This is a genomic window from Brevibacillus sp. BC25, from assembly GCF_000282075.1.
Lineage (GTDB): Bacteria > Bacillota > Bacilli > Brevibacillales > Brevibacillaceae > Brevibacillus.
The window spans coordinates 141,388-164,771 of sequence record NZ_AKIX01000016.1 but is presented as its reverse complement, the minus strand read 5'-3'; the positions used below and the strand labels follow the sequence as shown (position 1 = coordinate 164,771).

Here is a 23,384-nt window from a genome sequence, read left to right as displayed (position 1 = left end):
CCAGCCATTGTAGCCGATCGGCTGGTCAAACTGCGAGATTTGGTACGCTTTTGGCGAGTCTGGATAAAAGTAGTTCTTGCGGTCGAACTTGGTTTCGCGGGAAATCTCGCAGTTGAGGGCGAGTGCCGCTTTCATCGCGAATTCTACCGCTTGCTTGTTCGTTACAGGCAGTACACCTGGATGTCCCAAGCAGATCGGGCATGTATGTGTATTCGGCGGTGCACCAAATTCAGTCGGGCAGCCGCAAAAGATTTTACTGTTGGTCGATAGCTCGGCGTGAACCTCCAAGCCGATGACGGTTTCGTACTTGCTCATGCTCTTACCCCCTCACCCATTCCGGTTTGCGACCGTAGAAGCCTGCGGTTTGCTCATACGCATGGGCTACGCGCAATACGGTAGATTCGTCAAATGCACGACCTACGATCTGCAAACCGATCGGCAGACCGTTTTTGGAGAATCCGCACGGCACGCTGATTGCTGGCAGTCCAGCCAGGTTTACAGGAACGGTACAAATATCTTCCAGATACATTTTCACCGGATCATCTACGTTTTCGCCTACTTTGAAAGCCGTAGAAGGCGTCGTTGGGTGCAGGATGACATCGTAGTCAGCAAAAATGCTGTTGAAGTCCTGAATGATCAGGGTACGTACCTGCTGCGCCTTTTTGTAGTAAGCATCGTAATAACCAGACGAGAGCGCGTAGGTTCCGAGCATGATGCGGCGCTTCACTTCTGGGCCAAAGCCTTGACTACGGGATTCCTTGTACAGCTCGATCAGGTTTGCTGCATTGTCTGCACGCACACCATAACGTACGCCGTCAAAACGAGCCAGGTTGGAAGAAGCCTCAGACGAAGACAAGAGATAGTAAGCTGGCACTGCATATTCCGTGTGCGGCATGGAAACCTCGCTCCATGTAGCACCCATGCTCTCCAACTGTTTCAATGCTGCCAGAACAGCATCGCGAACCTCAGGGTCAATCCCTTCTCCGATCAACTCTTTCGGTACCCCGATACGCAGTCCTTTTACATCTCCAGTCAATGCGGACAAGTAATCCGGTACGTCCACATTGGCAGAGGTAGAGTCGAATTCATCATGTCCCGCAATCGCTTGCAGCACATAAGCGGAATCCTCAACGTTTTTCGTCACAGGTCCGATTTGATCCAGCGAGGACGCGAACGCAACCAGCCCGAAACGGGATACGCGTCCATATGTAGGCTTCAAGCCGACAACGCCACAAAAAGCAGCAGGTTGACGGATCGAGCCACCTGTATCAGAGCCAAGTGTGAAGTAAAAATGACGGGCAGCCATTGCCGCTGCAGAGCCACCGGAAGAGCCTCCCGGAACGTAGTCGGTGTTCCACGGGTTTTTCGCTGGGAAAAAGCCGGAATTTTCGTTGGAGCCGCCCATCGCAAACTCGTCCATGTTCAGCTTCGCAACGATGACCGCATCGGCATCCTTCACCTTTTTGGAAACAGTCCCGTCATGGACAGGATCGTAGTTCACCAAAAATTTGCTCGCGCAAGTCGTGCGAACGTCTTTTGTAACCAGGTTGTCCTTCAATCCGGCAGGCAAGCCGTAGAGAAGACCCAGCTCCTCATTTCCCTTGACCAGACGCTCGTCCAATTGACGGGCATGAGCCAAGGCTCCCTCTTCATCTACATGCAGGACGGATTTGATTTCTCCGTCATGCTCCTTGATGCTAGCGATGGAAGCCTGCACCAGATCCGTTACCGAAATCTCTTTTGCGCGCAGGGCGCTATGTATCTCAGACAATCGCTTGTCAAACAGCGACACAGTGGGTTCCTCCCTTCTCGTTATCCAGTAGGTTATTCGAATACAGCCGGTACTTTAAACTGTCCGTCTTCGTGATCCGGTGCGTTTTTCAGCACGTCCTCACGCGGCAGGGACGGTCTGTTTACGTCTTCGCGCATCACGTTTTTCACGTCTGTAGCGTGGCTGGTTGGCTCAATATTGGACGTATCGAGCTCATTCAGCTTGGCTGCAAAATCAAGAATCGCATTCAGGTCTTTCGTATATCGCTCCGCTTCTTCCTCAGTGAGTTGCAAGCGGGCCAAATTAGCTACGTGTTCTACTTCTTTGCGAGTAATGGCACTCATTCTTTCCACCTCCGAATCGTATCACATAACTTTGATCTTACTTGAAAAGAGCAGGTTCAGTCAATTTTCACAGGGATTTCGACAGAGAAAACAAATAATGTTTTCGACCAAAAAAAGTTGATCGATTATTAAACAATTAAAAACTTCGTCCGGCTGTTGTGGTGGGGAGAAAACAGGAGAAAACGCTCAGCTTCTAGGTCCACCCGCTGGGGGATTGACTGCCCGTCTCCATGAAAAAAAGCGAAACCCGCGTCCAAAGTCGTCCATTCTGGGAGCGTCTCAGAGGTGGACGCTAAGGGCTTGTTTCTCTTTTTTTCATTGCGCCTCGGGCGGTGTCCCTAAGATCTTCGCTGTTTTCTCCTGTTTCCTCTACGAGCTTTCCGTGTGATTCGATTTTTTAATGCTTTATAAAGATGAAAGAATGTGAGAAGTTACGCCAGAGAAGAATATTTCCAGACGTAGCGACTTGTGGAGTCCGACCCAGCAGAGAAGGGATTTGCGGGCAAAAGAAACGCAACCGTGCCCATACAACGTAGCGGCTACCACTTTTGCGTTTCCCCACGAATTCCTTCGGAGCGGACAGTCCCAACCCTCAGCGGGACGGAGCACTGAGCCTAGACTGGAAATATTCTTCTCCCCACCGCAGCTGCATTTTTAGAGACCTTAAGTTGTTGCTGTAGTGCTGGGGAGGAAACAGGAGAAAACGCTCAGCTTCTTGTCCCACCCGCTGAGGGATTCACTGTACGACTCCATGCAAAAAGCGAAACCGCGTCCAAAGTGGTCCATTCAGGATGTGTTTCAGAGGTGGACGCTTAAGAGCGTGTTTCGCTTTTCGCATCCCGTCTCGGTCGGTGTACCAAAGATCTTCGCTGTTTTCTCCTGTTTCCTCTACGAGCTTTCCGTGTTTACCGATCTTTTAACGACTTAAAAGATTGAAGAATGTAAGAAGTTACGCTAGAGATGAATATTTCCAGACGTAGCGACTTGTGGAGTCCTACCGAGCGGAGAAGGGATTAGCGGGAAATAGAAACGCAACGTGCCCGAGCTACGTAGCGGCTACCACTTTTGCGTTTCCCCGCTAAGCCCTTCGGAGCGTGCAGTCCATACTTCCCCGCGGGACGGAGCACTGAGCCTAGTCTGGAAATATTCTTCTCCCCACCACAGCCACATCTACTAGAAATCTTCATCTCCTAAGAAAAAATAAGCCCAAGGCATTTGCCCTGGACTGTGCGTCTTCTATCTCTTGCTATTCCGCCTTCTTTTTTGCGAGCGCCTGCCCCATCAAGAGAGACCTTCCTTTTTCAACGCCTGTTGCCCATTCGAGCTCGTTGGACTCCAACAACAAAATGACGGTGGATCCAAATTCGAACCAGCCCAGCTCCGCCCCTTTTTCATAACGAGGTGTCCCAGCAATCTTCTCGTGGGTTTGGCGACCGTGCTTGATATTCGTCGTAGCTGTGTTGTAGCAGACCTTCACGCTGCCTACAAACAAGGCTCCTACTTTTACCAAAGCCATATCGCCCAGGCTATCTGTTTTGATGTGAGTTACCAAGCGTTCATTGCGGGCAAACAAACGGTCTACGTTTTCAATCCCCAGCTGGTTGACTGGATAGAGTCTGCCAGGCAAATAGCAGTAACTGCTCAAATCGCCCGTTACCGGCATGTGAATCCGGTGGTAGTCTCTTGGACTCAAATAAATGGTGATAAATTTACCACCGTAGTAACGCTTGGCCTCTTCCTCCGAACCGCCCAACAGCTCACTCACACTGAAATCTTTTCCCTTTGCTTGAATTAAGGTACCTTCGCAAATATCCCCCAGCTGCGAAACGGTTCCATCTACCGGGCTGACGACGGTATCTGGGCCAGGTGCAATCGGTCTCGCTGCGGGCTTCAGGCGTCGGGAGAAGAACTCCTTCAGCGTTCGGTATTCTGACGCCGGCTTTTCTATGATCGACGTATCAATTTGATAGTGCTTTATGTATCGTTGAATGGCTAATCGACTAAAGGGAGTAGCGGTAATTTTGCCCATAGTCCGTGACATCGCGTTTTGTGGCAAGCGATGGATGAGACCTGGGAGCAGCTTTTTGCCCATAAGAAATGCTCCTTCGTAAAACAACAATACCCTTACTTTACCACTTCTGCTAACAGCCAGTAAACCCCGCACTATTACCAGAGGTTCATCATTTTCTTCGGCAGTCTTGCTATACTATAATCATTCTAAGAAGCCACTTATCAGGAGATATCGGTTATGGTGAAGAAACTCGATATTACTACACTTATCAGTCAGCATGGTGATATCCTAACCAGTCTATTCGATCATATGTCGGACATGTTCTTTCTCATGGCTGTCGAACAAGATGCGGACGGGGAGTATCAGTTTCGCTATGTCTTGATGAATCCTTCCGCTATGCACGTTGGCCAATTGTGCGAGGAAGCATACGGAAAAACGTTTGAGGACGTGTATCCTCATGAAAAAGCCAGCTTATTACAACACATGTACACACAAGCAGTAAAAAGCGGGAGTCCGATCCACTTTACAGCAAATGGTGACATCATTGGCGAATCCATTCTTTCTCCTGTCTACGATAGTAATGGCGTATGCACGCATGTCTTTTCTATTACCCGCGATGTTACCGAGCGCACAAACCTGGAGTCGCAGCTGGCCTATATGGCGTATCATGATGTGCTCACAGGATTGCCGAACAGACGCCTACTCTCCGAAAAGCTCCAGCAAGCTCTTCGTGCAGCCCAATCAAAAGAGGAGATGGTCGCTGCCCTCTATCTGGACTGTGACCGCTTTAAAGAAATCAACGATACATGGGGTCATGACACCGGAGATTTGTTTTTGCAAATGCTGGCTACCCGCCTCAAGTCATCCGTTCGAGATGGAGATACCGTCGCGCGTCTGGGTGGAGACGAGTTTGTCATCGTCCTGACCGGCATTCACTCCGAACGTCAGGTTGAAAAAATTGCGAACCGTATCCTGCTTGCGACTCAAGAGCCGTGGATGATCGAGGACCGGGCCATACCGTTTTCGACGAGCATAGGCATTGCCCTCTACCCGGCATCTGCAAGCGAAGCCGAACAACTGTTGAGCAATGCAGACAAAGCACTTTATCAAGCCAAAAATACAGGGCGCAATCGTTTCTTTTTCTTTGACCCCATCTGATTATTGACTGTAAAACAAAAACACTGCTAAGACGGAGAACAGCAAACTCACCACATACAGAATGATGACCGTCTGCTTCGTAGACAACCCCCGGGACATGAGCCGATGATGAACATGTCGACGATCCGCTTGGTACATGGGGGAGCCTGCCAAAAGCCGACTGATCATGACCTGTACAGTGTCTATGATGGGCAAGCCTACTGCCAGCACAGTCACGACTAATGAAATGAGCGTAGCCCCTTTCATCGTACCTTCCAACGAAATCACGCCGAGAGCGAATCCCAAAAACATCGATCCCGCATCACCCATAAAAATTTTCGCAGGATAGAAATTAAAACGTAGAAAGGCGAGTGCAGCACCTGCCAGTGCAACTGCCAATAATGCCGTTAATTCTTGACCCTTGAGCATCGACAAAAAGAATAAGGTCACCGCTGAGATCACGGTAGCACCTGCAGCGAGTCCGTCCACCCCATCCAAAAAATTCACCATATTGATTAAGCCGACGATCCACAGCACGGTCATCAGCAGGGAAACCAGGATTGGAAATGAGACATACATCCCTTCCTCTCCCCCCAGCCACATGAAATTGATTCCCCGAAAGCGAATATCCATGAGGAATGTCAGCGTCGCTACCAATAACTGCACCATTAGCTTCGGCATTGCTGGAAATTCTTTTTTCTTCGACTTGTACGTATCGTCTACCCATCCAATGGCCACCAGCATAGCCCCTCCAACTGCCAAAACTGCAACGGTTTTTTGCGCCCCTGCAAAAAAAGTTGACACCAACAAGAGACCAACGAACATGGCTAAACCACCAGATAATGGGATCGGTCTGCTGTGTTCCTTTCTCCCCTTTGGCATATCCAGCAGCTTTGTTTTCCAAGCCAGCCAATTTGCTACTGGCATTAACAAATACACAACAAAAAACGAGGAGAGTCCTGACACGATATAAGTAAACAGTTACCCTCACCTGCTTTGCCCTTCATTTTGTCTTTAGTGTGGACAAAATGGGAACAAAAAAGCCACCTCTGTAAAAGAGGCGGCTTTTTTTATTACGAAGCTTACAGTTTCTCAGAAACCATTTTTGCTTGTGTGAAGAGCAAGAGGTAGTCTGGTCCACCCGCTTTGGAGTCTGTACCAGACATGTTGAAGCCTCCGAATGGATGTACGCCTACCAAAGCGCCTGTGCACTTGCGGTTGAAGTACAGGTTACCTACGTGGAACTCTTCGCGAGCGCGCTCCAAGTTCTCACGGTTGCGGCTGATGACAGCACCAGTCAAACCGTACTCGGTGTTGTTCGCAATTTCCATTGCATGATCGAAATCATTGGCTTTCGCGAACGCTACCACTGGGCCGAAGATTTCTTCTTGCATGATGCGAGCTTGTGGATCTACATCTGCAAATACAGTTGGCATGATGAAGTAGCCGGATTCTGGACCTTTTTCGCCACCTGCAACCAGTTTGCCTTCTGCTTTACCAATCTCGATGTACTCGAGGATTTTGTTGTAAGCTTTCTCGTCAACCACAGGACCTGTGTAGAAATCGTTGGTTCTGATGTCGCCTACTGTCAGTTGTTTGGTCAGTTCTACTACGCGGCCCAGTACTTGATCGTACACGTCTTGGTGAACGATAGCACGGGAGCAAGCGGAACATTTTTGACCGGAGAAGCCGAATGCAGAAGCCACGATGGACTGTGCAGCCAACTCGATGTCGCAGTCGTTGTCAACCACGATGGAGTCTTTACCGCCCATTTCAGCAACCAGACGCTTCATCCATTTTTGACCTGGACGATGTTTCGCAGCCAGTTCGTTGATACGCAGACCTACGTCACGGGAACCAGTGAAGCTGATGAAACGAGTCAGGTTGTGCTCTACGAGGTAATCTCCGATTTGGCTACCGGAACCTGGTACGAAGTTCACAACACCAGCTGGTACGCCAGCGTCTTCGAGGATTTCCATGAATTTCGCAGCGATAACTGGTGTCGTAGAAGCAGGCTTCAATACGACAGTGTTACCCGCTACGAGAGCTGCTGTCGTCATACCAACCATGATTGCCAACGGGAAGTTCCAAGGCGGGATAACGATACCTACGCCGAGTGGAACGTAGTACAATTCGTTGTCCTCATCCGGGATACGAGGCAGGTCATGGCGCTGCGACAGCTTATCCATTTGACGGCCATAGTATTCCATGAAGTCGATTGCTTCTGCTGTGTCAGCATCAGCCTCTGCCCAGCTTTTTCCTGCTTCTTTTACGAGCCAAGCAGAGAACTCATGCTTGCGGCGACGCAGGATTGCTGATGCTTTATACAGATAGCGGGAACGTGCTTGTGCAGGCACCTTTTTCCAAGTTTCGAAAGTGCTAGCAGCTGTTTGGATCGCTTTCTCAGCCAGTGCTTGATCAGCCTGGGAAACAACGCCCACTACTTGTTCTTTATTAGAAGGGTTGAAGGAGTTGGATTTCTTTTCAGTTGTGATGCGTTCTCCGCCGATGATAAGCGGATACTCACGGCCAAGCTCACTTTCTACCTTAGCGAGCGCTTCTTCAAATGCCTTTTTATTTTCTGGCAGACTAAAATTGGTAAACGCCTCGTTTTTGAATTCCACTTGCATCTGTGACGCCTCCTTATCGATATCTTCCATGTTCGGATCACTCATAAAACATATGCAAGGATCATACCAACAAAACAATTAAAAGCTCGACTCTATTAGTGTTTGCATTTTTGCAGAAAAATCACCGACAAGATTCAAGAAGTATTTCGAACACTTTTGTACACACATCGTCCAACACTCTACACATTTGTTCAACTCACTGTCTTTTGTGTACAAAAAAACACCCGACCTCCTCACCTTCTCAGACGATCATTCGGGTGTTTTATGCTTTTCCTTATTGTCTGTAAATATGCATATACGGCTCTCCACTTGTCGGTCGAATGTAGAGCGACAATGGTTTGTTCATCGACTGTACGTACAGGTTGACGTGAACGCTTTTGTCGAAGAGCTGATTAATGCTTCCTGCTGCAAATTGCGTAAACTGCAAAACCTCTGTTCTGGAGTCATACTCTGCCGTGGCGGTAATCGTAATTTCCGTGAGCCTGCCGTCCATGAATCGTCCCAGACCCGTCATCCCGATATATTCAGGGAAATAGCCCTTGGATTGGCGCATGAGCTTGTCGTACTGCAATGACTGCTCTGGGTATTTCTGCTCAACCTCTGGACTCGGGAACAGGAAATACTCCTCTTCGATCGGCAGCCACTTGGATATCGTTGCTTCATTCGCCCCTACTGTTCCTGACATGATGAAGTGCCCCGGCACCAGAGTAGAATTCACCTCCGGTACTTGATACATCAAAACCAGGATCGGAACTTCCGGACTGGTGCCACGTACAGATTGCACGATACGTGCTGCAACCTGCTGGCCTTTTGCTTGCAGTTCTTGTGTCGTATACACCTTGTCCTGACCGGTTGCATCCTGATAGTTCGGCGAAAGCGACAAGCCCAACACCATGCCAGCCAAGCTCTTATCCTTTTTGTTCAGGTAATCATGCTCCAATACGTGCACGAGAATCCCGTTTTTCTTTTTCCCGTTTGCCCCAGCCGTCTTTTCCTGTGCGATCCACTGGGTGACTTGCTCTTTTTTGATCACTTGACCTTCTTGGAAATAATAATCGGATGTCGGGAATGTCTCCCGAGCAAACTCCATTAGGCCTAATTCAAGGTGACTGAAATCGATGCGATATTTCGTATCAGCAAGCATTCCTCGTGTCTGGTTCGGCTGGTACGGGGTAATGCTGCCGTAGTAATCCTCGGATACTTCCACTACCTCCGACAAGGACGGTGTAGTAGGCTCAGGAGCTTTGTCCTTGCCCCCAGGTATCAACGAGCAGCCAGTCAATGCCATCACAAGAAGTACAGCTGTCAAGAACCTGCATCCTGTCAAAAACTTCACTTTCATAGATTACTCCTTTTCGTATCCAAAAGTGGGCGATGTACAAATCATTCGTTCCACTTGATCCATCGATTGTCCTCAAGCTTGTAGATCAATGCCGATTCGCCAATTCCCACCCATTTTGTATCCTCGCCACCTGAAGCAATGACAATCAGCTTTTCTGGTGAGCGAGCATCAAGCAAACGCCATTCGCCCTTGTTTTTCTCATAGATACCTTTTTCGGTTGCGACAGCGAGAGTGCCAGTTCGTCTGTTAATGGCAAGCGAATAGATCTGCTGTGCTCCGGGAATCTCCTCTGTCTTCCACTGCCCCTCTTCATTATAGAGCAAGCTGAATTGGGCCGCTACATAGAGTCGGTCTTGTTCGGGATCAAAGTCCATGGCAAATACTTCCTGATCCATCGGCTGCCACAGGCTCCAAGATTGGGCCTCGTCCGTCGATTGATAAATGCCTTCACCCGAGACAAAGGCAAACAGACGTACTTCGTCTCCTTGGCGATTCCCCACAAAGCTGCTGATATTCGCAGGCTCTGGCAACCCTTTGTTGACAGAAGTCCACTTTTTACCGCCATCTGTCGAATGAAGAACCCCATCAATCCCGCCGACAAATATTTGCTTCGGATCATCCGGGTCCACAAACCAACCCTCGATCGTATAATCCTCTAAATCTGTCGAGAGAGATCCCCACGATCCACCCCCAACCGAGCTATACAGCCCCGAATTGGTACCCACCCATATTTGCTTAGCATCATCTGTCATCATCAGATTGTGAATGGTTGCTCCCTGCTCCAATACGTCCTGATAGGTCAAGTTCCCTTGTAGAGCAGCAGCTGTAACTGTTCGAGGATTCGTATTGGGTTGTTCACTGCCAGTACTGCTGTTACTTCCACAGCCAACCAATTGCAGCATGGCTATTACACCGATTCCCCATTTCAGAAAGCTATTCATGCTCTTCACGTCCCTTCCCTTACTCATCCGTTGTCGCCACCGTTTTCTTAGGCGTTGCTCTCCAATACTTGCAGGAAGCCCGCTTCGTCCATAACAGCCACGCCTAGTTTTTCTGCCTTCTCCAGCTTGGAGCCGGCTTTTTCGCCTGCAATCACCAGGTCTGTCTTCTTGCTGACGCTGCCTGTTACCTTCCCACCCATGCGCGCAATCGCTTCCTCTGCTTCTTGTCGCGACATTTGCGTCAAGGTGCCGGTCAAAACGATTGTTTTTCCTGAGAATGGGAGGTCTGCGCCACTTTCAATGCGGATTCCTTTGTACTCCATGTTCACTCCAGCCGCTCGCAGTCTCTCAATAACTGCCTGGGCCTGCGGCTGTGTGAAGTAGTTCACGAGACTCGCAGCCATTTTCGGCCCGATCTCATCGATTTGCGTAATCTCTTCTTCGGATGCCTGCATAATCGCATCGATATTGCCAAAATGCTCCGCGAGAACACGTGCTGCTTTGGCTCCGACCAAGCGAATACCAAGACCAAACAAGACACGCTCCAGAGAGTTCTCCTTGCTCGCTTCAATAGCCGCGAGCAAATTATCTACGGACTTTTCACCCATGCGCTCCATGCCCAGTAGAACATCGCGCTGCTGGTGCAAATAATACAGGTCAGCGACACTGTGGATAATACCGTCATGATACAGCTGGGCCACAACCTTTTCTCCCAAGCCGTCAATGTTCATGGCCGTACGGGACACGAAATGAATCATGCCTTCACGGATTAGGGCCGGACACATTGGATTGATGCAGCGCAGAGCCACTTCTTCCTCCAAGCGTACCAGCTCACTCCCACATTCGGGGCAATGCGTTGGCATGGCAAACGGTACTTCATTTCCAGTACGACGCTCAGGCAAGACTGCGATAATCTCCGGGATAATGTCCCCTGCTTTTTTGACAACAACATGATCGCCGATAAGGAGACCTTTTTCCCGAATAATATCTTCGTTGTGCAAGGAAGCACGCTTCACGGTCGTACCTGCCAGACTGACTGGCTTCAATAAAGCAGTCGGGGTAACATTCCCTGTACGCCCCACAGATACTTCAATACCTTCGAGAATCGTAACCGCTTCTTCGGCAGGGAACTTGTATGCGATGGCCCAACGTGGACTTTTCGCAGTAAATCCGAGCTCCTCCTGCTGAGCGTAGCTGTCGACCTTGATCACCATGCCATCGATTTCATAAGGCAAATGAGGACGCTTTTCTGTCCAGCCCGCAATAAAAGCGAGCAGTTCATCAACGTCGTCAAATACACGTCGCTCCTGATTCACCATGAAGCCGAGCGTCTCTAGCAAATCAAGCCCTTCACTGTGGGATTCTACTGTCTCCCCTTGCAAATCGCCAATGCCGTAAATAAACGTATCCAGTTGACGGGATGCGGCAATCTTCGGATCGAGCTGTCGCAGCGAGCCCGCTGCGGAATTGCGCGGATTGGCAAATAACGCTTCTCCACGCTCCTCGCGCTCTTTGTTCAGTTTTTCAAATGCTCCTTTGGACATATAAGCTTCACCGCGAACCTCAAGGGTTACCGGCTTCGTCAGCCGCAAAGGAATGGAACGAATCGTTTTCAGGTTTTGTGTGATGTCTTCGCCTGTTGTTCCGTCTCCACGGGTAGCCCCGCGGACGAACAGCCCATTTTCATAATGAAGCGACACGGCCAGACCATCAATTTTCAGTTCAGCTACATAGCGAACAGCCTGACTGCCAACAGCCTGACGCACCCGGCGGTCAAAATCCCTGATGTCCTCCTCATTAAAGGCATTGCCGAGACTGAGCATCGGTGTCTTATGAACGACCTTTTCAAAGAAGGGCAGCGGTTCTCCCCCTACACGCAAGGAAGGAGAATCCGGTGACTGCAAATCAGGGAAGCTCGTTTCAAGCTCCTTTAGCTCCCGCATCAATTGATCGTATTCCTGGTCAGAAATCTCAGGTCGATCCTCTTCATGGTAAAGACGATTATGCCGCTCAATTCGTTTCGCTAATTCTTTAATTTTTGTTTCCGCCGTCAATCGATCCATGTCGTTCATCCTTTACTTTTGCGATTGGCCTGTATTTGCACACTATCCTTTTTGAATAGGGGCGAACTTCGCTAATAGCTTTTTAATGCCAGTCGGGCTTGGGAAAGCAATGTCGAGCTCCATGTCGTCGCCTGTTCCTTTTACTTTGACAACCGTACCGTTGCCCCATTTGCCATGCGCCACTCTGTCGCCAACCTTCCAATCAACGCTTGCTCCTTGACCATGTCCCGGCAGTTTTTCACCCGCCGGACGAGTAAACGTAGCAGGTGTGCTGCTTGGGGTTCGCTGACCCATGCCAATTTTCGGAGCAGAGCCTGCTTGTGAAGAGGACGCTCCAAATGGTCTCGCTCCCGTGTCACGTCCGAATGCACTGCCATCACGCTGTCCAAATGCATTGCTGCGTCCACCGCCAAAGCTTCGGTCCGCTGTCGCTGGATTTCCTTCCAACAGCTCAGCTGGAATTTCTTGCAGGAAACGAGACGGCGCATTCACATTGGTCCGTCCAAACAACGTCCGCATACGGGCACATGTCATGTACAGACGTTCCTCTGCCCGTGTAATTCCTACATAAGCCAGTCGGCGCTCTTCCTCCATCTCGGCATCGTCAAACAAAGAGCGGCTATGCGGGAAGACACCTTCCTCGCAACCAACCAGGAACACGACAGGGAACTCCAGCCCTTTGGCGCTGTGAAGGGTCATTAATACAACCTGCCCCTCTGCCGATACTTCCTCCTGGGCACCATCATCTCCCAAAGAATCGATGTCTGCCACCAGCGCGAGGTCCGTCAGGAAGGCTAGCAAGCTCTTGTCTTCATTTTTGCGCTCGAACTCCTGGGTTACAGACAGGAACTCCTCGATATTCTCCAGACGAGCCTGTGCTTCCAGTGTCTTTTCTTCTTTTAAAGAATCACGGTATCCAGAGCGCTTCAGCACTTCTTCCACCAGCTCAGTCACACTCAAGTAATCAGTCATTTGCATCAAATTCGAAATGAGATCATTAAAGGACAGGATCGCATTCGTCGTACGTGAAGGCAGTCCCATGTAAGCCGTCTCCTGAATCGCTTGGAAAAGGGACTGACCATTTGCGTTCGCATACGCTTGTAGCTTATCTACCGTCGTATCCCCGATATTACGCTTCGGTACGTTGATGATGCGCTGCAAGCTGATATCGTCATCCGGATTGGAGATGAGACGCAAATAAGCCAAGATGTCCTTGATCTCTTTGCGATCGTAGAACTTGGTTCCGCCGACGATGGTGTACGGCATGTTCGATTTGATGAAAACTTCCTCGACCACGCGAGACTGTGCATTCGTCCGATACAGGATCGCGAATTTGTCGTAGCTCTTGTACTGTGCCATCTGCTTGCGAATCGTATCGACGATGAAATACGCCTCGTCGTGCTCGGAATCACCCTGGAAGCACATGATCTTGTCGCCGCCCTGATTCTCTGTCCAGAGCTTCTTTTCCTTGCGCAGCTTGTTGTTGGCAATGACCTGGTTCGCCGCCTGCAAAATCGTTTTGGTAGAGCGATAGTTTTGCTCGAGCTTAATAAGCTTGGCTTCGGGATAGTCTTTTTCAAAGTTTAAAATGATCGAGATGTCGGCACCGCGCCATTTATAAATACTTTGGTCAGCATCCCCCACGCAGCATACATTTCGAGACTTGTCCGCCAGCATGGAAATCAAAAGGTATTGCGCCCGGTTTGTATCCTGATACTCGTCAACGTGTATGTAACGGAATTTCTTTTGATAAAACTCCAATACCTCCGGCACTTCTTTAAACAGACGAACTGTCGTCATGATCAAATCGTCGAAGTCCAGCGATTGGTTGTTTCTCAGCTTTTTCTGATAAGCCGTGTAAACCTTGGCTGCCACTTGTGCAAACGGATCGCCTGCAAGACGCGTATAGGTTTCTGGATCGGTCAGCTCGTTTTTCGCTCCGCTGATCGCTGCCAAAATCGAACGCGGCTCATACTGCTTCGGATCGATGTTCAATTCTTTTAAACATTGCTTGACGACAGACAACTGGTCACCGGCATCCAATATGGAAAAGCTGCGATTGATGCCGAGTCGGTCGATATCCCTGCGCAAAATCCGCACACACAAGGAGTGAAACGTTGACAGCCATGCATCCTGCGCTGCCGCTCCGCCAATAATGGCAGGCACACGATTTTGCATCTCCCGCGCTGCTTTGTTGGTGAAGGTGATCGCCAAAATGCTCCAAGGCGCTACCTGTTTGGCACTGATCAGGTATGCGATTCGCTGTGTCAGTACTTTGGTCTTGCCGCTACCCGCACCGGCCAAAATCAAGACGGGGCCTTCTGTTGTAAGGACTGCTTCCCGTTGCTCTGGGTTCAGGCCTGCTGTGATACGATCTGCAAAAGACATATGTATAAATCCACCTTTCCACGTTCCCTAGACGAAAGCATATGTTCCTATTTTCGCACAGATCGCAGTGGAGTTCCAGTTCGTATCCCGAACAGGAAACATCATCCTTTCGGCAGCAATGGCTCGTACATCAAATAAGCCCGATTCTGCGTCAGCCATTCTTGCTCCACCCATTCTCCTGCAAGCGTGTAAACATCACGATACAATTCATTTTTCCGTTCATACCCTCCCCAAATCGAAGGATGAATCTCATGTTCTTTCTCGATAATGACATACGTCCGTGTCGGTGGCATGTCTGAACGCCATTCCCCTACCAAATGTGTATCGGTCAAGTAGACATGCAGTTGAAAGGGCTGACTCTTACGGTTGGCGATCTGCAAATCCAGATAGTTATAGAAACAAGTCGCTCCACTTCCGAACGGCTGTGTCCGATTCGAATCGGGAAAAACATCGTAGCTATGACGATGTCTTTCCGTCACTGTCAATGGCGTATGCAGGGTCATCCAGTACAACAGATTCGAGAGCTGACAAAGCCCTCCGCCAACTCCGGCTGTAACGCGTCCATGTGAGAGCAGCATGCCCTCTACATAGCCTTTGCTACGGGTCGGCTTGCCAATCTGCTTCCAGTACGAAAAGGTTTCCCCAGGATGGATGAGTAATCCGTTCAGTCGTGCAATCGCCAGACGCAAATTGATCACTTTGTTGTACTGCATCCACATTTCCACGTTCTGCAACGGGCGTAACAAAATCGTTTGATGAGAATAATGGACATAACGCAACAAATCGCTTCTTTTCTCATGAGCGAATCTCGTTTGACCAAATGTCCATTGTACATACCTTTTCCAACGATAAAACGCCATGCCTGCCGCAAGCCGCCATTTGCCCCGTGCGATCGGTTTCATTGTGCACCCCGACTTCCTGATTATTACAATAGACGCAGGAATTTGGGATGAAGTTGCGGTCGAATACGGGAGATCCCCTCACTTCTTACACTTTTGTAAGCGAGACGTAAGCAAATGCCATTTCTCCTCCATCCCCGGATGAACTAGGATAGGAAAAGTGCGCGATCGGACGACTAACAACGAGAGAAGGAAGTGATGGGATTGAAAGAGAACGCACCTACCTTGAACCAACGAATTGATACATTAGATACCGTACGGGGCTTCGCCTTAATGGGCATTCTCCTCGTCAACATCGTGGCGTTGCTGTATGCACAAACGCCTGAGATCGGAAGTGTGGACCACTGGCTGTTCCAGTTTTTCAATTTCTTTGTGGAATCTCGCTTCTTCGTGATCTTTTCCTTCTTGTTTGGGGTCGGCTTCTATATTTTCATCAGTCGAGCAAAAGCAAAAGGGGCCAACAGCACGGTTTTATTCATTCGGCGTCTGATTGCGTTGCTCGCTCTTGGCTATGTGCATAAAATGTTTCACCCTGGCGAAGCACTCTTCATCTATGCCATCTTCGGATTCATCTTACTGCCTTTTTATCGATTGAAGGCGCGAACCAATCTAATCATCGGCCTTATTCTTTCAATTGCTGTCTGTGCCACCGGCTTCAAGCCACTTTTGGTGCTTCCGCTGTTTATTTTGGGTCTTGCCGTCGGGCAGTACGGGGTCTTTCAGGACATTCCGAGATTTTTACCAGTGATTAAAAAAGTACAGGGCGTGACCTTCGTCCTTTCGTTAATTGGCTTGTTCATCCAATACCGACTGACTCCAGCGGATCCGGCAATGGGTGGGGCGAATCTGGTTGTAGACGATACCGTGTCAGAAGAAACCCTTCAGCAGTTGATGAACTACACGGTTGCCTTGACCTCCACTGGTCTTGTCATGGCTGCCTTTTACACGACGACCTTGATTCGGTTGCTGCAAAATAAAACCGTCCAGACCATCCTCTCTCCACTAACCAGCTATGGGCGCATGGCTTTGACAAACTACGTCGGACAAACCGTATTAATCCTTGTGGGAAGCTATTTATTCGATTGGTTTGGCAATCTCGGCTACCTGCAAACGACACTGATCTGCCTCGGTATCTACATGGTGCAAATGGTATTTAGCGTACTCTGGCTGTCTGTCTTCCGAACGGGGCCACTTGAGTGGGTATGGCGATTATTTACGTATATGAAAATCACACCGTTGCGAAAATAAACAATCAAAGACCCCAGAAAAGCTGCCTGGCAGCTGCTCGGGGTCTCTTTTTATTTTTTCGCCAAGTATTTGCGAATGTCAAAAGCAACTGCCGCGACGATGATCAGCCCTTTGATGATGAGCTGCCAATACGGGCTGACTCCAATAAACGTAAGACCGTAGTTGATGACGCCAAAAATAAGGACACCCGCAAGCACACCTGGAACGGTACCAATTCCGCCAGACGTCGAGACTCCACCTACCACACAGGCTGCAATGGCGTCCAGCTCGTACATGTTTCCGTAGTTGTTCGTCGCGCCACCTGTACGAGCTGCCTCCAGAACACCGCCGAGTCCATACAAGGCACCAGCAATGGCATAGATAATCATGAGGTTGAAAGCGACGTTGATCCCGGAAACAGTTGCGGCCTGCATGTTGCCTCCGATGGCGTACATGTTTTTACCAAGCCGTGTTTTGTTGAAGATCACCCAGACGATGAACGCAACCATGATCGCAATGATGACGATATACGGAATCGAATACGGGCCACTAGGGCCGATGTACCCTGTCCCAAGATGATTGAAGTCACTGCGTAGTCCAGCTATTGGCTGCGATTGATTGGGCTCCATATCAAAATAGATGGAGTTGAACCCGTACACGATGACCATCATGCCCAACGTGGCGATAAAAGGGGGCACACTAAAACGAGACACAATAATGCCGTTGATCAGGCCAACTAACAAGCCCGCAGCAATTGCAATGAGAATAGGGATAAGCAACGGCAAATCGGGTAAATCCGGAAAAAACCTCCGCGGATAGTCTTGGCTTTGCAGCATCGAGGCGGAGATGACAGCCGTCAATCCGACGACTCGCCCCGCTGAAAGATCCGTTCCGCCTGTAATAAGAACAAACGCAGCACCCAAGGCAATAATGGCGCGAGTTGAGGATTGCACCAAAATATCCCGAAGCGTTGTAATGGAAAGAAAATTGGGATCGTAAATCGCAATTCCCGCTATCAACAAAACCAGAACGATATAGATGGCATTTTGCGTAACAAAGCCTTGCACCTGTTTAGCAGACAACTGAGACATACCTGTTCCCCTCCTTTCTCATGCAAGATGTTTGGTAGCCAGCCGCATGATCTCTTCTTCGGTTGCCGCTGGGCCTGACAAAAAACCGGAGAGCTTACCCTCGCACATGACCATGATTCGATCTGACATCCCAAGCAACTCCGGCATTTCCGAGGAAATCATGATGATGCCTTTTCCCTGGCTCGCCAGCTCCGCGATGATGGTATAGATTTCGTACTTGGCGCCGACATCGACCCCACGCGTAGGTTCGTCCAGCAATAAAATATCCGGATCAGTCAAAAGCCACCGCGCCAGCAGAACCTTCTGCTGATTGCCTCCTGACAGGTTTTTGATCATGGCTTTCATAGAGGGCGTCTTGACGCGGAGCATCTCGATGCTGCGGCTGACATCCGCTCTTCGCTTGCGCTCATTGAGGAGCAGAAAAGGGGTTTGGTAACTGGCCAAATTCGCGATGACCGTATTTTCCAGAATCGATAAGACAGGAATGATGCCGGTGACACGCCGCTCCTCCGTCAAAAGCGCCATTTTGTACTTCTTCGCATCCTTCGGTGATTTGATCCGTACCTCCTGACCGTTGATCGACACTTTTCCTGCTGACACCGCCCGCAATCCAAACAATGCCTCAATTAGCTCGGTTCGTTGTGCGCCCACGAGGCCGCCTATGCCCAAGATTTCTCCTTTGCATAATTCAAACGACACGTGCTGAAATGATTGGGAAAATGGGGAGGTCAGTCCCTCTACCTTCAAAATCGGTTCTCCTGGCGTATTGGATCGACTCGGGAAGCGCTGCGTCAAGTCCCGTCCGACCATTTTGGAGATGATCAGGTCTGTCGTCAGCTCAGCGGCCCGCCAGGTTCCAATGAGCTTGCCATCGCGCATGATCGTCACGTCATCCGCAATCCGTAAAATTTCTTCCATCTTGTGTGAAATATAGATGATGGCAACACCTCTGCTCTTCAGTTCACGGATGATCGCAAATAGCTGCTCCACCTCGTTTCCCGTCAGTGAAGACGTCGGTTCGTCCATAATGATCACTTTGGATTGGTAGGAGACAGCTTTGGCAATTTCAAGCGACTGTACCTTGGATACAGATAGGTCACGGACAACAGCGTGCGGATTCAGGTCCATACCCAGATCAGCAAACAGCTTCTCTGTATCCGCAAGCATTTTTTTCTCATCCACAAACGGAAAAGGACCGATTCTTTTGACCGGAAAACGTCCTAGCCATATGTTTTCCATGACATTACGAAAGGGCACCGGATGCAGCTCTTGATGAATCATGGAAATGCCATGTGACAGAGCGTCCTTTGAGCTGCTCATCGTCACCTGCTCATTGTTTAACACGATTTCTCCCGCATCTGGTCGATAAATTCCGAAGAGACACTTCATCAGGGTCGATTTGCCTGCTCCATTCTCTCCCATCAGTGCATGGACTGTTCCGGGACGGACTTTTAGCGTGACATCATCGAGTGCCTTGACCCCTGGAAATTCTTTATGAATGTGGTTCATTTCCAACAAAAACGCATGCTGGCCCATGCGAATGCCCTCCTTTTTGCAAAATCATCCCCATCACCGAAAAAGGAGAGTCGGATTCGTCTCTTCACCGACTCTCCTGCTTTCTATTTCGCTTCGTTCATGTTCTCTTTGGTGATTTTTTTGTAGGGCACCCACACGTACTTGCCGTCCGTAATGTCAAAACCTGTGGAATCCTTTGTTGGCGTTTCACCCTTCGCTAAAGACGCCGCGATACTAAGCGTTGCCTTTCCTTGGTTATTTGCATCGTTGAGAACCGTTCCGAGCAAGGTTCCCACCTCCAGCTCCTTCAGTGCAGGCGCTGTGGCATCCACGCCAACAACGGGCATGTACTTGCCATTCGCAAAATAGCCAGATGCCTTCAGCGCTTCGATTGCCCCCAGTGCCATATCGTCATTGTTGGCAAGAACCGCTTCGATCTTGTCACCGGAAGCTGCGAGGAAGGCTGCCATCTTTTCCTGCCCTTTTACGCGATCCCACATGGCCGTATCTTCCGCGACCTTCTCTACCTTAATCCCTGCATCTTCAATCGCCTTCACCGAAAACTTCGTCCGCAGCTCAGCATCCTGATGCCCTGGCTCGCCTTTTAACATGACGTATTGGAGGACACCATCCTTGTTTTTATCGGCCTCCGGATTTGCCTTCCAGTAATCGACGATCAACTGCCCAGAGATCGTGCCAGATTCCTCCGCTTTTGCTCCCACGTAGTAGACCTTATCCCACTTCTGCATATCCTCAGGCATCGGCTCACGGTTGAAGAAGACGACGGGAATATTGGCTTGCTTCGCCTTGTCGATAAGGACGCCAGCAGCTGTGCGATCCACCGGATTGATGGCGAGGGCATTGACCTTTTTGTTAATAAACAAATCCACTTTGTCATTTTGCGTAGGCTGGGCATTTTGGCTGTCTACAATGTCCACTTCCGCTTTGCCCTCCGCGGCTTTCGAAATCGCATTGCGCACTCCTGTCATGAACGTATCATCGAACTTGTAGATGGCGACGCCGATTTTAGGATTCCCCGCAGGAGCCGAGCCTCCCCCGGAAGCTGCCGGCTGCGAACCGCCAGATTGTGAGCATCCAACCACCGAGAGTGTTACTGCGGCTACCAGTGTAGTAGCAATCAGCTTTCTCATTCGAAAATCCCCCTTTATCCCCTATGTTTACATCTGATATACACCAAATGTAAGCGTTTTCCAGATTGTGTTCCATCGAAAATCCTACGCATTTTTATCAAAATTCTCATCTGTTTTTCGGTGGCCTATTTAACGAAGGGGAAGAGGAGCTTTTGATTCTCCGACCAGAACATATTCTCCCGATCGATTACTTTTGTTCCGGTGTCGACCAGATTGGGCACTGCTTCTCCGTTGCTCGCTTCGACTGCGTACTTGACGCCTAGATATCCCATCGATAGCGGCTTCTGGATGATCGTCGCGGAAATGATTCCTTCCTGCAAATACTCCAGCACTTCCGGCGGACTGTCGATTGCTACGATTTTGACTTTGTCCCGCTGTCCACTGTTTTCCATTTCCTCGGCTACACCGATCGCTGTACTGGCATCGAGTGCAATCACTCCTTTCAACTGCGGATGCTTGCGGATCAGTTCACGAGTCCACTCACCGATCTGCTTTTTATCCAAGGGGACATTTTCGTTGGCAACCAATTCAACCTGCGTTTCCCGTGGGAGCAAATCGAGGACGCCCTGTTCTCTTCGTTTGGCATTTGCCTTTAGCCGATCTGTGCCGAGCAATGCGATTTGTCCCTTTTTTCCGATCAGGTACACCATTTTTTCGAATGCCTTCATGCCCATATCGTAGTTATCTGTCCCAATGTAGCTTTTGACGGCTGAATCTTTTCCGACTGTGTCGAGTACGAGGATCGGGATGGCCCGCTCCCTCGTCAGCTTGATGGCTTCTCGCAAAACTTGCTCGTCACTAGGTGCCACCACGATTGTCTCGGAGCCATCTGCGATTGCCTGCTGCACCAGCTCCATTTGCCTGCTGGCATCCTCCTCATAGTCCGGCGCGTAAAAATTCAGGTTTCGCTCATATTCCTTGGCAGCCATCTCCGCCCCGAGCTTGACCGTTCGCCAATAATCGCCGTGCTTCATACGGACGATCAGCGCCACTGTCTTTTTCTTGTCTACTTCCACATTCGTTAGCGGAGCACTAAACGAGTAAAGAAGCGTCACTGCTACCAAAACGAACAGTCCGTATACGCTAAATCGTTTCACCGCTGCTCTCCTCATAAACGATCTCGCTCCTCTGCAGCCTGGCACGGAATCCATACACGCACAACAGTCCCCTCTTCCAGCTCGCTCGCGATTTCCAAACCGTACTCTTCGCCGAAGGTCAAGCGGATGCGCTCTTGTACGTTTTGAATCCCAACGCCCGAGCCTTCTTCGCTTTTGTAAAAGCCAGCTTTTACTTGTGCAAGAACATCAGAGGACATGCCTAAGCCATTGTCACTTACCTGAAGTAACACCTTACCGTCGATGAGTGCTGCATATATGCGAATCCGGCCCGGATCAGCCAAATGCTCAATCCCGTGGTAGATGGCGTTTTCCACAATCGGCTGGAGCAGTAACTTCAGCGTCAGACAGTTGAGCACCTCATCTTCATCCTCGACCACGATCTCATACTCAAATTTTTGCTTGTACCTCATTTTTTGAATAATGAGATAATGACGCACATGCTCCAGCTCTTCCCGCACCGTGATAATGTTCTTGCCTCTGCTCAGGCTAATCCGAAACAGCTTTGACAACGACGTAATCGTGGTGATGACATCCTCGTTTTTTCCGTTGCCGACCATTCTGACCACAGAGTTCAACGTGTTGTACAGAAAATGCGGATTGATCTGTGCCTGTAGCACCTCCAGCTCGCTTTTCCGTTTCGCTTCCTGTTCCCGAATGATCTGGTGCATCAATTCCCTGACCTTCGCGACCATTAGATGAAAACGCAAGGAAAGCTGTTCGACCTCATGGCTTCCCCGGATCGGCTCACTCTCCGAAAAGTCTCCCTGCTCCACCTTTTCCATGGATCGCTCCAGCAGCTTGATCGGTCGTGATATTTTCGCAGAGAGATAGTGCAGCACGAACAACACAATGACAATCACAAAGATGAGCAGCCAAAAAATGAAGCGACTGATTTCTTTTTTGGTCGTTACAATCTCGTCCATGTAGGACACCCCAATGATTTTCCAGCCTAGCTGATCGATTGTCTTGATGGTAATCAAGCGCGTTTCGTCCTGTGTCTCTTCTACATAGCTGCCGTAGGAATGCTTCAGCGGCAAGGAACGGTTTTCATTTTTCAATCCGGCGTAAATCAACTGCTGCTGCGGATGGTAGACGATGTTCCCGACTAAATCGATGATGTAGACGTACCCCTTTTTCCCCAAGCCCACTCTCTGGCACAGGTCATCGATCTCTTTGAAATTCACATCGACCAAAAGTACGGCAGGAATTTCTCCGTCTGGTCCGTGAAGAAGAATTTCCCGACTCATCGAGACGACCCAAGTGTACTCCCCTTTAAACAAGTTCTGGATATGCGGGAGCGAAAAGGAGAGGTTCGTCGGGTCCTCGATCGCCTTTTGAAACCAGCTCTGTTCGGTCAATCGAGTGTTTTTCCTCAGTACTTTGGAAGGAGTTGTGGCCAATAACGTTCCGTCTCGTGTAAAAACCGCGATGGAGACGATGTCCTTTCTCGTTTCTACGACTGTCTCAAGCTGTTCGCTCAGCTTGTCTGCCGTGAGCCCCTTGCTTCTTCTGATCTTGTCATCGACGAGTTCGAAAATTTGCGTCATCCCATTCAAATAGCTGTCCAGATTGTATTTCACCTGCTCCAGGATTTGCTGCGTGTGCAGATAGGCGTTTTGCTCTGCCGTCTGCGCAAATTTTCCGTACAGCATCACCCCGACAAACAGCATGACGAGTACCGTCACGAGTGTAAAGGAAGTGGTAATGATAAATTGAATCCTTTTGACCTTGATCACCGCGAGCAATCGTTTCATCG

At 49.6% G+C, this 23,384-nt stretch carries 17 protein-coding genes and 1 pseudogene; 2 read left to right on the top strand and 16 right to left on the bottom strand.

Annotated features, from left to right (window positions below; genetic code table 11):
- The 4 genes and pseudogenes from PMI05_RS04105 to asd form a co-directional block, all read right to left on the bottom strand.
- A pseudogene (locus PMI05_RS04105) lies at nucleotides 1–315 on the bottom strand (Asp-tRNA(Asn)/Glu-tRNA(Gln) amidotransferase GatCAB subunit B); the annotation flags it as partial.
- 4 nt (nucleotides 316–319) lie between these two features.
- Nucleotides 320–1,792, bottom strand: coding sequence for an Asp-tRNA(Asn)/Glu-tRNA(Gln) amidotransferase subunit GatA (gatA, locus tag PMI05_RS04100; RefSeq protein WP_007717543.1), 1,473 nt, complete (start codon nucleotides 1,790–1,792; stop codon nucleotides 320–322).
- A 32-nt stretch (nucleotides 1,793–1,824) separates the two neighbouring features.
- Entirely contained in the window at nucleotides 1,825–2,115 is a 291-nt protein-coding gene (gatC, locus tag PMI05_RS04095) for an Asp-tRNA(Asn)/Glu-tRNA(Gln) amidotransferase subunit GatC (protein ID WP_007717539.1), read from the bottom strand.
- A gap of 1,246 nt (nucleotides 2,116–3,361) precedes the next feature.
- Complete coding sequence (asd, locus tag PMI05_RS04090) at nucleotides 3,362–4,207, bottom strand: archaetidylserine decarboxylase (protein ID WP_007717538.1); 846 nt, start codon at nucleotides 4,205–4,207, stop codon at nucleotides 3,362–3,364.
- Nucleotides 4,208–4,363: 156 nt separating this feature from the next.
- On the opposite strand from asd, the gene PMI05_RS04085 reads away from it, so the two are divergent.
- A complete protein-coding gene (locus PMI05_RS04085) occupies nucleotides 4,364–5,284 on the top strand; it encodes a GGDEF domain-containing protein (RefSeq protein ID WP_007717536.1) in 921 nt (306 codons plus the stop codon).
- On the opposite strand, the gene PMI05_RS04080 is transcribed toward PMI05_RS04085, so the two are convergent.
- The 7 genes from PMI05_RS04080 to PMI05_RS04050 all read right to left on the bottom strand — a co-directional run bounded on the left by PMI05_RS04080 (nucleotide 5,285) and on the right by PMI05_RS04050 (nucleotide 15,529).
- Entirely contained in the window at nucleotides 5,285–6,088 is an 804-nt protein-coding gene (locus PMI05_RS04080; RefSeq protein ID WP_007717533.1) for an MraY family glycosyltransferase, read from the bottom strand. It lies immediately after the preceding gene.
- 257 nt (nucleotides 6,089–6,345) lie between these two features.
- Nucleotides 6,346–7,893 carry an L-glutamate gamma-semialdehyde dehydrogenase gene (gene pruA, locus PMI05_RS04075; RefSeq protein WP_007717527.1) on the bottom strand — a complete coding sequence of 516 codons (1,548 nt, stop codon included), beginning with the start codon at nucleotides 7,891–7,893 and terminating at the stop codon, nucleotides 6,346–6,348.
- 274 nt (nucleotides 7,894–8,167) lie between these two features.
- A complete protein-coding gene (locus PMI05_RS04070; RefSeq protein WP_007717525.1) occupies nucleotides 8,168–9,235 on the bottom strand; it encodes a CamS family sex pheromone protein in 1,068 nt (355 codons plus the stop codon).
- Between the two features lie 41 nt (nucleotides 9,236–9,276).
- A complete protein-coding gene (locus PMI05_RS04065) occupies nucleotides 9,277–10,176 on the bottom strand; it encodes a YCF48-related protein (RefSeq protein ID WP_238543246.1) in 900 nt (299 codons plus the stop codon).
- Between the two features lie 47 nt (nucleotides 10,177–10,223).
- The gene (ligA, locus tag PMI05_RS04060; RefSeq protein WP_007717522.1) at nucleotides 10,224–12,239 is read right to left on the bottom strand and encodes an NAD-dependent DNA ligase LigA; all 2,016 of its coding nucleotides are present in this window, start codon (nucleotides 12,237–12,239) and stop codon (nucleotides 10,224–10,226) included.
- 42 nt (nucleotides 12,240–12,281) lie between these two features.
- Nucleotides 12,282–14,627 (bottom strand): DNA helicase PcrA, encoded by a 2,346-nt coding sequence (gene pcrA / locus PMI05_RS04055; RefSeq protein WP_007717518.1) that lies wholly within the window; start codon nucleotides 14,625–14,627, stop codon nucleotides 12,282–12,284.
- A 101-nt stretch (nucleotides 14,628–14,728) separates the two neighbouring features.
- Nucleotides 14,729–15,529 carry a VanW family protein gene (locus tag PMI05_RS04050; protein WP_007717506.1) on the bottom strand — a complete coding sequence of 267 codons (801 nt, stop codon included), beginning with the start codon at nucleotides 15,527–15,529 and terminating at the stop codon, nucleotides 14,729–14,731.
- 195 nt (nucleotides 15,530–15,724) lie between these two features.
- On the opposite strand from PMI05_RS04050, the gene PMI05_RS04045 reads away from it, so the two are divergent.
- Nucleotides 15,725–16,774 (top strand): DUF418 domain-containing protein, encoded by a 1,050-nt coding sequence (locus PMI05_RS04045; RefSeq protein WP_007717504.1) that lies wholly within the window; start codon nucleotides 15,725–15,727, stop codon nucleotides 16,772–16,774.
- 50 nt (nucleotides 16,775–16,824) lie between these two features.
- Here PMI05_RS04045 and mglC read toward each other — a convergent pair whose 3' ends face one another.
- From mglC to PMI05_RS04020, 5 genes are all read right to left on the bottom strand, one after another.
- Nucleotides 16,825–17,844, bottom strand: a complete 1,020-nt coding sequence (gene mglC, locus PMI05_RS04040; RefSeq protein ID WP_007717503.1) for a galactose/methyl galactoside ABC transporter permease MglC — start codon at nucleotides 17,842–17,844, stop codon at nucleotides 16,825–16,827.
- An 18-nt stretch (nucleotides 17,845–17,862) separates the two neighbouring features.
- A complete protein-coding gene (locus PMI05_RS04035) occupies nucleotides 17,863–19,380 on the bottom strand; it encodes a sugar ABC transporter ATP-binding protein (protein ID WP_007717502.1) in 1,518 nt (505 codons plus the stop codon).
- An 83-nt stretch (nucleotides 19,381–19,463) separates the two neighbouring features.
- A complete protein-coding gene (locus PMI05_RS04030; RefSeq protein WP_007717501.1) occupies nucleotides 19,464–20,510 on the bottom strand; it encodes a galactose ABC transporter substrate-binding protein in 1,047 nt (348 codons plus the stop codon).
- Nucleotides 20,511–20,635: 125 nt separating this feature from the next.
- Nucleotides 20,636–21,607, bottom strand: a complete 972-nt coding sequence (locus PMI05_RS04025) for a substrate-binding domain-containing protein (RefSeq protein ID WP_238543245.1) — start codon at nucleotides 21,605–21,607, stop codon at nucleotides 20,636–20,638.
- Between the two features lie 11 nt (nucleotides 21,608–21,618).
- Nucleotides 21,619–23,382: a sensor histidine kinase gene (locus PMI05_RS04020; RefSeq protein WP_007717495.1), complete on the bottom strand. Its 1,764-nt coding sequence runs from the start codon at nucleotides 23,380–23,382 to the stop codon at nucleotides 21,619–21,621.
- Between the last annotated feature and the right edge of the window lie 2 nt (nucleotides 23,383–23,384).